Source organism: Pedobacter sp. (genome assembly GCF_041662865.1).
Lineage (GTDB): Bacteria > Bacteroidota > Bacteroidia > Sphingobacteriales > Sphingobacteriaceae > Pedobacter.
Genome location: NZ_JBAZRL010000044.1, coordinates 1 through 11,890 on the forward strand (window position 1 = coordinate 1; position 11,890 = coordinate 11,890).

The window sequence follows — 11,890 nt, forward strand, 5'->3', positions numbered from 1 at the left end:
GGATATAGTATAGGTGACACTGTAAAGTTTGTTTCTAAAAATCCATATAAGATTTTAGTTACTGGTCGAATCAAACATTTTATATCTGCTTTTGGCGAACATGTAATTGGAGAGGAAGTAGAGCAAGCTATTTTGTCGGTGGCGAATGAAGAAGGAATAGAAATTACAGAATTTACAGTAGCACCACAAGTAAATCCGCCAGATGGTGAATTGCCTTATCATGAGTGGTTTGTAGAATTTGTAGGAACACCAAAAGATATTAAAGCATTTAGTGAGAAAGTAGATCTTGCTTTGCAGCAAAAAAATATTTACTATTTTGACCTCATTGAAGGTAAGATTTTACAGAAACTGATTATTCGCCCCCTAAAAAAAGACGCATTTGTAAATTATATGCGAGCAGAAGGTAAACTTGGTGGGCAAAATAAAGTGCCTCGATTAAGTAATGACAGGAAATTGGCAGAGGTTTTAGAAAAGTATATTTAGAAAAAGAAGTTTGAAAAACATATCAATATTAGGTAGTACAGGCTCTATTGGAACACAAGCTTTAGAAGTTGTTCGGGCAAACCCGGATTTGTACAAAGTTGATGCCTTAACTGCTCAAAATAATGCAACGCTTTTAATTCAGCAAGCTTTAGAGTTTAAGCCAGAATTAGTAGTAATTACATGCGAAGATCATTATCAAACCGTAAAAGAAGCATTGCCAAATGTGAATGTTTTATGTGGTGAAGATGAATTAATTGCTGCGGTTCAATTGCCACAAACTCAACTTGTATTAACAGCAATTATGGGTGCGGTAGGTTTAAAACCAACCATTGCTGCTATTGAAGCGAAAAAAGACATCGGCCTTGCCAATAAAGAAACATTAGTAGTAGCTGGCGAATTAGTAATGCAATTGGCTAAGGAAAACGGCGTGAAAATTATTCCTGTAGATTCAGAGCATTCAGCTATATTTCAATGTGTAGTTGGCGAAGAAAATAATCCAATTGAAAAGATTTTTTTAACTGCATCTGGCGGACCATTTAGGGGGAAAGATTTAGATTTTTTAGCAAACGTAACTAAAAAGGAAGCTTTAAAACATCCAAATTGGGTAATGGGTGCAAAAATCACAATTGATTCAGCTTCGCTAATGAATAAAGGATTAGAAGCAATAGAAGCGAAATGGTTGTTTGGTTTAACAGCAGAGCAGATTGAAGTTGTAGTACATCCGCAATCTATTATTCATTCTATGGTGCAGTTTACAGATGGATCAATTAAAGCGCAATTAGGTTTGCCAGATATGAAATTACCTATTCATTATGCCTTGGCTTATCCACAAAGAGTAACGAGCAAGTTTGAACGGTTTAATTTTTTAAACTATCCAGAGCTCACATTTTCTGAAGCAGATACAAAAAGTTTTCGTAACCTTGAGCTTGCCTTTATGGCGATGGAAAAAGGCGGTAATATGCCTTGCATAATTAATGCAGCAAATGAAGTGGTGGTAGAAGCTTTTTTAAAAGACCATATTGGATTTTTACAAATGAGCGTTGTGATAGAAGAGTGTATGCAAGAAATGGATTTTATTGCCCAACCAACACTTAATAATTATTTAGAAACCGATAAGCAGACGCGTATATTTGCAAGTCAACTCGTAACAAAACAAAGTTTAACAAATCTAAAATCAAAAACACACTAAATACTATATGAACGGACTGATTATGGCGGGCCAGCTTTTGCTGGGATTATCGATACTAGTAATTTTACACGAGTTAGGGCATTTTTTAGCAGCACGTGCCTTCGGAATAAAAGTTGAAAAATTTTATCTTTTCTTTGATGCTTGGGGATTTAAACTCTTTAGTTTTAAAGTTGGTGATACTGAATATGGAATTGGATGGCTGCCTTTAGGTGGCTACGTGAAAATTTCTGGAATGATTGACGAATCTATGGATGTAGAGCAAATGGCACTACCTCCTGAACCGTGGGAATTTCGCTCAAAACCAGCTTGGCAGCGTTTAATTGTAATGTTAGGCGGTATTATTGTAAATATCATTGTAGGTATATTCATTTTTTGGATGCTTACATTTAAATACGGAGAAACCTATATTCCAAATGATAAACTGGCAAATGGCGTACATCCTGGAATAATAGGAGAAGAAATTGGCTTAAAAGATGGAGATAAGATTTTAGCCATTAACGGACAAAAAGTAATTCGTTTTGAAGAGTTAATTAGTTCAAAAGTTCTGTTAAGCGGCCCTAAATTGACTATCTCTCGTGATGGTAAAGCTATTGACTTAAAGGTTCCTGAAACGGTTTTAAATAGCATTAGCAAACACGGAATTGAAGAGTTTGTAGAGCCAAGAATTATTGCTCAAAAAATATCACAAGTAGATAAACCTACAACTGCAGTAGAATCTAAAGGATTGTTTAGCCGTTTATTTTCTAAAAAGGAAACAGCAAAAATATATACACCTGCTTATGATGCAGGAATGAAAGTAGGCGATAGCGTAATTTCCATTAATGGTCAACCTGTTCGCTATTTAAATGATTTTACAACACAAGTACAAAAATCTGCAGGAAAAACAATCAACATTAAAGTATTGCGTAATGGTAATTTAGTTGATTTAACTCCAAAAGTAACTGCAGAAGGTACTATAGGTATTGCCATAGCAAAAGCTAAATTACCAATTAGTCATATCGACTATAATTTCTTTGAATCATTCTCGGTAGGTACATCTAAAGCATGGACAACTTTTGCCGATAACGGAAAAGGAATTTGGAAAATGATAACCGGTAAAGTTAGCGCTCGTAACATTAGCAGTCCTATTGGTATTGCTAAAGTGTATGGTAGTGAGTTCGATTGGGCAAACTTTTGGCGCTTAACAGGATTAATTTCTATGGCATTAGCCTTTATGAATTTATTGCCAATTCCAGCTTTAGATGGAGGTCACGTAGTGTTTTTAATAGTAGAAATGATTAAAGGAAAGCCACTGGGTGATAAATTTATGGAACGTGCTCAAGTTGTTGGTTTCGTAATTTTATTAAGTTTAATGGTATTCGCCTTTGGTAATGATATCCTTAAAATATTTGGAAAATAATCCTAAGTAATAAATAAAAAAGATAGCCGCAGATGCGCAGATTATATTTAAATCTGCGCATCTGCGGCTTTAAACCTAATTTACTGTAAAATGAATTATTTTGAGCTTTACGAGCTACCGATAAGTTTTAATCCAGATCAGCAATTAGTAAAAAAGAAGTTTTACGAATTGAGTAAGAAATATCATCCCGATTTTTACATCAACCAAAGTCAAGAAAAACAAGACGAAGTTCTAGAACTTTCCACACTCAATAATAAAGCTTTTCAAATATTAAAAGATCCGCAAAAACGCCTACATTATATTCTTAGCTTAAAAGGAGAATTAGTTGAAGGGGAAAATTACGCATTGCCACAAAACTTTTTGTTAGAAATGATGGAAGTAAACGAGGCTTTAATGGATTTAGAATTTGATCCCGATCCAGTAAAATTAGCAGAGCTGAAAAGTCAAACAGAGCATATAGAAAAAGAGCTAAACAATGAATTACAAGCTTTGACGATAGTTTACGATGGGAGTACAGTGGAAAACCAAGAAAGTACTTTAAAAGCAATTAAGGATATTTATTACCGTAATAAATACTTACATCGTATTAAAGAGAGTTTAACTCGCATGGCTTCTTAAATTCATAAGGTTTGCTAAGTGTAAAAAAGCAAATCAACAATTTTTATGCAAGTGTCATTAATTACATTTGTTGCAAAGCCAAAAATCATGACTTCATTAAACATATTCAGAAAAGTAGCTGTAGCAGAAGGTATCTCTTATCTTTTATTATTATTTATCGCAATGCCTTTAAAATACTGGGCAGATATGCCGTTAGCAGTTAAATATACAGGCTGGGCACATGGTTTACTTTTTGTGTTGTACGCTGCGTGTTTGGTTTTGGCTTGGCAAGAAACAAAATGGAAGTTTGGTAAAGCAACCTTAATTTTCTTAGCATCATTGTTGCCATTTGCACCATTTTTTGTAGATAAAAAGCTAGGAGAAGAAGCGAAGTAATACAATTAAATAGGGCAACTAATTTGCATCTTAAAACCTTTGTCCAAGCTAGTTTCAATTATATAGGTTGCATTTATCATTTGTATTCTGCTAATAATATTCTGCATTCCAATGCCTTTCTTTTCATCTAAAATGGCAATATCAAAACCCTTTCCATTATCCTGATAGGTAATTTCAAAATTGTTTTCCTGTTGCTTAAAACAAATCTCAATAATTGTAGCATTTGCATGTTTTAACGTGTTGGCAATTAGCTGAGTAATCACTCTAAATAATGCCAGTTCTGCCTTTTCAGAAAGTAACTTTTCTTCGGTTTTTAATTCGTTAGCAAGTATAATTTCAATTTCACCCGTTTTATTAATAAGCGAAACAAAACCCTCAATAGAAGTATAAAGCCCAAACATAGCCAAACCAGGAGGCGAAAGATCGTGAGCAATATTTCTCACATCCACAATCATTTTATCTATTAACTGTTTAGCAGGTAAAATAACTTCCTGGTCAGCCTGGTTATATTGCCTCATTGCAGCATTTAACATCAATTTAATGGCAGATAATGTGCCGCCAACTTCATCATGCAAATCCTCTCCAATTCGTTTACGTTCTATTTCTTGCGAATCAATTACTGCACTAAGCAATTGTTTTTGTTGTGCAATTTCTGTTTCCTGAAACAATTTCCGTTGTTGCCAAACCATATTTTGGTTTCTAATATAAAGCACCAAGAAAAAAGTAACCAATATAAAAATGGCCAATACACTATAAAAAATTAGTAAATAGATATTATCCATTCTTTTTTATTAAGCTAAAACCCCTTGCCCAAGCTAAATACATTACCATAGACATAGCGCCATGAAAATACCAAATTATCAGGTTAAGCCCTTTGTTTTTAGATACAAAAGTAAAGTAGTTAGATAAGATAAAAATAATGCAAACTACAGGGAAATAAACTAAAATACCCATATTAAACCAACTGCTAGGTTTTTGAATCCAGTTCTCCGTAAATCCACTTTTATATAGATAAAGTAAACAGAAAAAAGTAATTAAAATAGCTTCTAGAGGCCTGGTATACGTATTAAAAGTATAAATGCTTTGTATAAAACTGAAATTTATAATGCACAATAAAGGAAAAAGTATGATAATATATAGAAGTGCTTTTTTTAATAAAGGTTCTACAAACAGTGTTCGGAAATAGCTTAAAATAAAAACAGCCTCCACAATTGTATATAAATGTAGCAAAGGCAAATTCTTCATTCTATACATAATGAGAATTATCGCTGCCAAGTTGATCAAGCCAGAAGCCACCAAATAATATAAAAGGAGTTTATACCCAGCTTTTGCCTCTTTAAAATTAAGTACCCCAAATAGTATAGGTATCAATATACTAAGGGGTACAATATACGTTAGAAACATTTTAATTAAGGTATATATAATGGGCTTTCTGGATCACAAACATCGGGGCAAGGTTTTGTGAAATCATAAATTTCCGAATCATCACCAGGATTACCTAAACCTGTATCTGTAGTAGGTATAATATCTTTTCCGTTTTTATCTACCGCAACAATTAATGCAGTAATATCATCATCTAATTTTTCATCAGTTAATTTAACAGCAAAATAAGCCCTAACACCCTGAAGTGAATTTGTAACATTTCCTTCATCATCAACTGATGAGTATTTCTCAATAATTGCCATTAAATCATTTATGGGAATAAGAATGGCACGAGGAATTACAGTAGCTTCAGAAGCTTGCTTAGAAAGCTGTTCTCTAAAACGGGTAACTCTTGCAATCGCTGCATTAAGTGGAATGGTTGGAACGTTAATTGGTTTCATGATTTTTAAATTTTCACTAAATCTAAAAAAAAATCAACATTGTATAGCTTATAGCATGCAAATTTTATAATTTCAAACTTTCAAATCATCCAATGACTATCAATATTGCCATAGCAGACGATCAAAAACTTTTTAGAAGAGGAATGGCAGCACTAGTTGGCACTTTCCAAAATATGTCGTTAATTTTCGAAGCCGAAAACGGTAAAGAACTATTATCACTCTGTGAAAGTGCTGTTGTAAAACCAGATATTATTTTACTGGATCTTTCCATGCCCGAAATGAATGGATTAGATGCTTTAAAAATACTAAAGGAGAAATATCCAAAAATTGGCGTAATTGTTTTAACCATCCACGAAGCCGGGAATTTTATTCTTGCTACCGTACAAGCAGGTGCAAATGGCTATTTAGCTAAAAATGCCGAACCAGAAGAAGTAGAGTTAGCCATTAGAGAAGTGTATAAAAATGATTTCTATTTTACCTTACCCATGTTAGCAACAATGCGTAAAGGTCTAACACACAAAACAAATTCAACCTCTCTAGAGAATATAAACAAATTAACCACCCGCGAAAAAGAAGTATTACAATTAATTTGCAAACAGTTAAGCAGTAATGAAATTGCAGAAAAATTATTTCTTAGCACTCGCACCGTAGAAGGGCACAGAAATAATCTTTTATTAAAAACAGGTAGCCGCAACATAGCTGGACTTGTGTTATATGCGCTTAAGCATAAAGTATTTGATTTAGATATTCCTGCTCAATAAAGTAATTCCGATTATAAACTATAAGTTTCGAAAAGCACAACCAGTAACACATATTTAAGCAAGCCCTGTCCCAAAGGGACTCCTTTGGAGGCTATCCACGCCAATCTTTATGTTTACATTCACCACCATTTTCAACCTTCTTGGAGAAAATCACAGATTTGCATTCAAACACAGATCTCTCCATTTCGCTACGCTTTACTCAAGATAGCAACACAAAAAGTATTTCCGTTACTATCAGGTTTAAAAAACCTAAAACAGAACCATGGAATAGCACCTGCAACAAAGAACCTGGCGTGTGCAAGTAGGAACCTGGCGTGTGCAAGTAAGAACCTAGCGTGTGCAAGTAAGAACCTAGCGTGTGCAAGTAGGAACCTAGCGTGTGCAAGTAGGAACCTGGCGTGTGCAAGTAAGAACCTAGCGTGTGCAAGTAAGAACCTAGCTTGTGCAAGTAAGAACCTAGCGTTCGCAAGTAGGAACCTAGCGTGTGCAAGTAGGAACCTAGCTTGTGCAAGTTAGAACCTAGCGTGTGCATAAAGCAACATGAGCTATCATCTGCAGCGTTAAAAAAGCAACCAAGTATTTATACCTATACATCTAAGTATATACACTCGATTTTCCCTTTCAGCAAAACTACGGGCAAAATTTTGCTGTTTAATTTGTCATTTAGCTTCGCTAAGTAACTAAAACAATTGCGCTCCAATCAACAAGTTAATTATTAACCTTAATACTAAAAGAGATGGACTATTCAGACAAAATTAAAGCCTTACAAGAAAAAGCTGGTATTGAAGCAGATGGTATTGCATCATCAAAAACATGGCTTAATATTTATTATCTTTTATTTAATTCTTTACCGTATAATATTAACGTTAACGCAATTATTAAGGCGATTCAAGAAAAGATAGAAGTTAGAGCTGACGGTTATCCTTGGACTAAAACTTGGGATGCCCTATATCATTTATTAATTACAGATGAAAAGAGTGAAGTTGCCGAAGATTTAGCGTCTATTCAACAACACAATGAAAATGTACTTAACAACATGACAAAAGAAGTGGTGCCTTTTGCAAAAGAATTAATACAACTTGCTACAGCTCAAGGAATTCATATTCGGTTAATCAGTAATGCATCAGATAAAGCAAAAACCACAAAAGGCAACGAAAACTTTGGACTTACTTTTGGTATCGGAATAGTTGAAAGAACCGAAACCGGAGAATTGGTAGATAAAGACCAATCGCCATTATATGCAGAAGTAGCGAAGCTTGGCGAATCGATAGGTCTTACCTGGGCAACAGATTTAAAAACATTTACTAGCCAACATTTTCAATTAAGACCAGCATGGGCTGTTAGTATGAAAGAAAGTGATATGGTGAAAGAACTTCAAAGAAGAAAACAACAAAATCTAAACTTTCTAGCTTTTCTTTAATCAATTACAAATTATATAGCATTATAAAATCGTAGCCTTTCTGCCTGTAAATCTAGGAACTGTAAATGTCTACGAATAATCCCTTCATCCAATGCCTCAGTCATTAGTTAATCATTAACAAATGGCAATAACAACGCCAACAAAAAGGATGTTATCGAGCATTTATGTTAAATCTTAAGCAATTATAAAATTTGCCAACCATCATTTAACAATTTAATAGAGAAGATATATCGCCTAGAATTCGCTTTATTATGTTAGCTTTAGCACTAACAATAGGAAAGCATTCATTTCTACTTCATTATCCTATACTTAATTCCCGCAATTTAAAAAACAATCTTGTTTTTAAGGATATGAAAAAGAACGATTCCGATCAGCTGATTATTGCCAATAAAGAAATTGCTTTTCAACTTCAAGAAAAGAAAAACCGTGCCGCAGAACTTCTCATTGCTAATAAAGAGCTTGTTTTTCAGGATGAAGAAAAGGAAAACCGAGCCGCAGAACTTATCATTGCCAACAAAGAATTAGCATTTCAAAACGAAGAAAAGGAAAACCGGGCAGCAGAACTGATCATCGTCAATAAAGAATTAGCTTTTCAACTTCAAGAAAAAGAGAATCGTGCGGCCGAATTGGTTATTGCAAATAAAGAATTGGCTTTTCAGAACAAAGAGAAAGAAAAAAGGGCAGAGGAATTAAGCATTGCAAATAGGGAACTAAAAAACGCAGAAGATGATATTCGTAAACTAAATGACGAATTAGAACAAAAAGTAATTCAGCGCACCGCACAATTGGAATTTGTAAACAAAGAGCTAGAAGCCTTTTCTTATTCAGTATCTCACGATTTACGTGCGCCAATTAGAGGGATTAACGGATACACCAGAATCTTGGTTGAAGATTATGCAGAAAAGTTAGATGAAGAGGGTGTACAAATTCTGCAAGCCATTATTAATAACTCTAAAAAAATGGGCTTGCTGATTGATGATTTGCTTGCATTCTCCAAATTGGGAAGAAAAGAGGTCGCATTTTCAGAAATTGATATGGCTGAATTGGTTGATTTAGTTATAGAAGAATTATTGTTTGAAGAAGGCGAAGATACTCCTGAATTTAATATCGCTGTATTGCCACCAGCAAAGGGAGATAAATCACTTATTAAACAAGTTTGGATTAACTTAATATCTAACGCCATTAAATATTCTAAGCATAAAGAAAAAACGACTATCGAAATTGGTGCTTACACGAAAGGTAATCTAATAGTGTATTATGTGAAAGATGAAGGTGCCGGATTTGATATGCAATATTATGATAAGCTGTTTGGGGTTTTTCAGCGACTACATTCTCAAGAAGAATTTGAAGGAACAGGCATTGGTTTGGCTATCGTACAAAAAATAGTGCATCGCCATCACGGAACAGTTTGGGCCGAATCAAAAGTAAATGAAGGAACTTGCTTCTATTTCAGCTTAGAAAAAATATAAATTTTAAAATTAAAAACATGTATAATAACATTGAAATTTTATTTGTTGAGGATAGCACAGATGATGCTGTACTAACTATAAGAGCACTCAAAAAAAGTGGCTTTACTCATAAACTACATCATGTTATGGATGGTGCATTAGCACCCGATTTTATTTATTGCAGAGGTATTTATGCGGATAGAGATAAAAAAGATTATCCTAAACTCATATTACTAGACGTGAAAATGCCAAAAGTATCGGGCATACAGGTGCTAGAAACGCTAAAATCAGATCCAGCGCTAAGTTCTATTCCAGTGGTGATGCTTACTTCATCAAATGAAGGCCCAGATATAGAGAAATGCTTTGCTCTTGGTGCGAATAGTTATATCGTAAAACCAGTTGATAGCGACAATTTTTTTCAAGCAATTAAAGAAATTGGATTATACTGGATGGTTTTAAATCAGGCATCTCATTAATCACATACAAATTTGTAGTAAGACTATATAGATATTGTAAATGATGCCTAATCTTAAAATACTTATTCTTGAGGACAATAAAACTGATGCAGATTTATTACTTCGCGAGTTGAAGAAATCTGGATTGAATTTTATAGGGGAAATTGTTCAGGCAAGATTAGAATTTGAGCATGCCTTACATAATTTTAATCCAGATTTAATATTATCAGATTATTCTCTTCCTTCATTTGATGCAGTGACAGCGTTTCGTATCAAGCAAGATAAACATCCACACATTCCTTTTATTATTGTTTCTGGAATTATTGGAGAAGAAAATGCGGTAGAACTAATTAAGGATGGTGTTACCGATTATGTGTCCAAACAAAAATTATTTACACTCTCAACAAAAATCAATAGAGCCTTAAATGATACGAAGGTAAGGCAAGAAAAAATTAGTATTGCTGAGAAATTAAAGATGCAAACCGTAGCGCTAATTAGTGCAAACGAGGAGCTAAAAATACAGCAGCAGGAATTGCAAAGAGCAAATGACCTGCTGATTGAACAAGAAGAAAAGGTTAAGGTCATTAATCTTGAACTTTCAGAGTTAAACCAGGGATTAGAAATACGAGTACTTAGTAGAACGAAAGCATTGGCCGAAAGTGAGAGTCGATTTCGGAATATGATGGAAACCATTCCGCAAATAGCTTGGACGAATACAGCTGATGGTAAGGTTATTTTTTACAATCAGCGTTGGTATGATTACATTGGATTGGCCAAAGAACAAACCAAGCTACAAGGATTTACTATAGCAATTCATCGAGACGATCTGAAAACTAGTATAGATCAGTTCAGATCAATCCTCCAGACTAGTGATGGCGGTGAATTTCAGGTTCGTGGGAAACGTGCAGATGGACTTTATCGTTGGCATCTTATCCGTTTAATGCCAATTTTAGATGAACAAGGACAGATAAAGCTTTGGGTAGGAACAGCCACAGATATACAAGAACTGAGAATATTACAACAACAAAAGGACGATTTCATTAGCATTGCAAGCCATGAACTAAAAACGCCAATTACTAGTTTAAAGGCATCTCTTCAACTCTTAAATCGGTTAAAAGAAAACCCTTCTTCAGCCATGTTGCCCAAACTTATTGTGCAGGCAAATAAAAGCTTAGATAATGTTAATGTACTTATTGAAGATTTATTAAATGCCAGTAGGGCTAATGCTGGTCAGTTACACATTAATCCGCAAAATTTTATATTAGCTACGAGTATAGAAGAGTGCTGCCAAACCGTATGTGCAGGAGAAATTTTTACCATTACTATAGAAGGGGATAAAGAGTTAGAGGTATATGCAGATCCTATCAGAATTGATCAGATTGTAATAAACTTTGTCAATAATGCAATAAAGTACGCAGCACAATCAAAAGAAATCCAAATTCGTATAGAAAAGATAAATGATGTAGCCAAAGTTTCAGTAATTGATAAAGGACCAGGCATACAGCCCGAAAAATTGGGTTATCTTTTTGATCGTTATTACCGAGTAGATAGCAGTGGAAGTCAATATACAGGTTTAGGCCTAGGTCTATACATTTGCGCAGAAATCATTAAAAAACATAACGGGCAAATTGGTGCTGAAAGCGAGTTTGGTAAGGGCAGTACTTTTTGGTTCACATTGCCTCTTAAGCCATAAAAAATCTAGTCAGATAATGAAGCATGGAGATTTCTCTTTGCTTCGCCACATAAAATGATAACGATTTTAAACAAAAAAGCCTTAGATTTCTCTAAGGCTTTCCAATGTACCCAGCGCCGGAGTCGAACCGGCACGGTTTCCCACAGGTGTTTGAGACCAGCGCGTCTACCAATTCCGCCAGCTGGGCATTTACTTTCTAGCGGGACGCAAATCTATCAATTACGAG

At 34.5% G+C, this 11,890-nt stretch carries 13 protein-coding genes and 1 tRNA gene; 10 read left to right on the forward strand and 4 right to left on the reverse strand.

The genetic code is table 11. The features are described 5' to 3' along the window. From WC622_RS13120 to WC622_RS13140, 5 genes are all read left to right on the forward strand, one after another. Positions 1–483: GH3 auxin-responsive promoter family protein (locus tag WC622_RS13120; RefSeq protein ID WP_372820152.1), on the forward strand; the 483-nt coding region annotated here is incomplete at its 5' end. Positions 484–493: 10 nt separating this feature from the next. Continuing rightward, positions 494–1,672, forward strand: a complete 1,179-nt coding sequence (locus WC622_RS13125; protein WP_372820153.1) for a 1-deoxy-D-xylulose-5-phosphate reductoisomerase — start codon at positions 494–496, stop codon at positions 1,670–1,672. 7 nt (positions 1,673–1,679) lie between these two features. Next, complete coding sequence (rseP, locus tag WC622_RS13130; protein ID WP_372820154.1) at positions 1,680–3,071, forward strand: RIP metalloprotease RseP; 1,392 nt, start codon at positions 1,680–1,682, stop codon at positions 3,069–3,071. Positions 3,072–3,161: 90 nt separating this feature from the next. Then, positions 3,162–3,689 (forward strand): Fe-S protein assembly co-chaperone HscB, encoded by a 528-nt coding sequence (hscB, locus tag WC622_RS13135; RefSeq protein ID WP_372820155.1) that lies wholly within the window; start codon positions 3,162–3,164, stop codon positions 3,687–3,689. 87 nt (positions 3,690–3,776) lie between these two features. Continuing rightward, the gene (locus WC622_RS13140) at positions 3,777–4,064 is read left to right on the forward strand and encodes a DUF3817 domain-containing protein (RefSeq protein ID WP_372820157.1); all 288 of its coding nucleotides are present in this window, start codon (positions 3,777–3,779) and stop codon (positions 4,062–4,064) included. A gap of 5 nt (positions 4,065–4,069) precedes the next feature. Here the strand turns inward: WC622_RS13140 and WC622_RS13145 are convergent, their stop codons facing one another. The 3 genes from WC622_RS13145 to WC622_RS13155 are packed head-to-tail and all read right to left on the reverse strand — an operon-like array spanning position 4,070 to position 5,887. Then, the gene (locus tag WC622_RS13145) at positions 4,070–4,846 is read right to left on the reverse strand and encodes a sensor histidine kinase (protein WP_372820158.1); all 777 of its coding nucleotides are present in this window, start codon (positions 4,844–4,846) and stop codon (positions 4,070–4,072) included. Next, positions 4,839–5,468 carry a hypothetical protein gene (locus WC622_RS13150; RefSeq protein WP_372820159.1) on the reverse strand — a complete coding sequence of 210 codons (630 nt, stop codon included), beginning with the start codon at positions 5,466–5,468 and terminating at the stop codon, positions 4,839–4,841. The genes WC622_RS13145 and WC622_RS13150 overlap by 8 nt, the downstream gene beginning before the upstream one ends. Before the next feature lie 5 nt (positions 5,469–5,473). Further along, a complete protein-coding gene (locus tag WC622_RS13155) occupies positions 5,474–5,887 on the reverse strand; it encodes a hypothetical protein (RefSeq protein ID WP_372820160.1) in 414 nt (137 codons plus the stop codon). Between the two features lie 92 nt (positions 5,888–5,979). On the opposite strand from WC622_RS13155, the gene WC622_RS13160 reads away from it, so the two are divergent. The 5 genes from WC622_RS13160 to WC622_RS13180 all read left to right on the forward strand — a co-directional run bounded on the left by WC622_RS13160 (position 5,980) and on the right by WC622_RS13180 (position 11,664). Then, positions 5,980–6,648, forward strand: coding sequence for a response regulator (locus tag WC622_RS13160; RefSeq protein WP_372820161.1), 669 nt, complete (start codon positions 5,980–5,982; stop codon positions 6,646–6,648). Between the two features lie 736 nt (positions 6,649–7,384). Continuing rightward, a complete protein-coding gene (locus tag WC622_RS13165) occupies positions 7,385–8,068 on the forward strand; it encodes a hypothetical protein (RefSeq protein WP_372820162.1) in 684 nt (227 codons plus the stop codon). Positions 8,069–8,418: 350 nt separating this feature from the next. After that, positions 8,419–9,537, forward strand: coding sequence for an ATP-binding protein (locus WC622_RS13170; protein ID WP_372820163.1), 1,119 nt, complete (start codon positions 8,419–8,421; stop codon positions 9,535–9,537). 17 nt (positions 9,538–9,554) lie between these two features. Continuing rightward, positions 9,555–9,992 (forward strand): response regulator, encoded by a 438-nt coding sequence (locus WC622_RS13175; RefSeq protein ID WP_372820164.1) that lies wholly within the window; start codon positions 9,555–9,557, stop codon positions 9,990–9,992. A gap of 40 nt (positions 9,993–10,032) precedes the next feature. Continuing rightward, positions 10,033–11,664, forward strand: coding sequence for an ATP-binding protein (locus tag WC622_RS13180; protein WP_372820165.1), 1,632 nt, complete (start codon positions 10,033–10,035; stop codon positions 11,662–11,664). Positions 11,665–11,771: 107 nt separating this feature from the next. On the opposite strand, the gene WC622_RS13185 is transcribed toward WC622_RS13180, so the two are convergent. After that, a tRNA-Leu gene (locus WC622_RS13185) sits at positions 11,772–11,851 on the reverse strand. Positions 11,852–11,890 lie beyond the last annotated feature (39 nt).

Bases quoted from the DNA above. Each gene is read 5' to 3' on its own strand.
- WC622_RS13170 (WP_372820163.1), top strand. From the start codon at position 8,419: ATGAAAAAGAACGATTCCGATCAGCTGATTATTGCCAATAAAGAAATT.
- WC622_RS13165 (WP_372820162.1), top strand. From the start codon at position 7,385: ATGGACTATTCAGACAAAATTAAAGCCTTACAAGAAAAAGCTGGTATT.
- WC622_RS13175 (WP_372820164.1), top strand. From the start codon at position 9,555: ATGTATAATAACATTGAAATTTTATTTGTTGAGGATAGCACAGATGAT.
- WC622_RS13160 (WP_372820161.1), top strand. From the start codon at position 5,980: ATGACTATCAATATTGCCATAGCAGACGATCAAAAACTTTTTAGAAGA.
- WC622_RS13145 (WP_372820158.1), bottom strand. From the start codon at position 4,846: ATGGATAATATCTATTTACTAATTTTTTATAGTGTATTGGCCATTTTT.
- rseP (WP_372820154.1), top strand. From the start codon at position 1,680: ATGAACGGACTGATTATGGCGGGCCAGCTTTTGCTGGGATTATCGATA.
- WC622_RS13150 (WP_372820159.1), bottom strand. From the start codon at position 5,468: ATGTTTCTAACGTATATTGTACCCCTTAGTATATTGATACCTATACTA.
- WC622_RS13155 (WP_372820160.1), bottom strand. From the start codon at position 5,887: ATGAAACCAATTAACGTTCCAACCATTCCACTTAATGCAGCGATTGCA.
- hscB (WP_372820155.1), top strand. From the start codon at position 3,162: ATGAATTATTTTGAGCTTTACGAGCTACCGATAAGTTTTAATCCAGAT.
- WC622_RS13140 (WP_372820157.1), top strand. From the start codon at position 3,777: ATGACTTCATTAAACATATTCAGAAAAGTAGCTGTAGCAGAAGGTATC.
- WC622_RS13180 (WP_372820165.1), top strand. From the start codon at position 10,033: ATGATGCCTAATCTTAAAATACTTATTCTTGAGGACAATAAAACTGAT.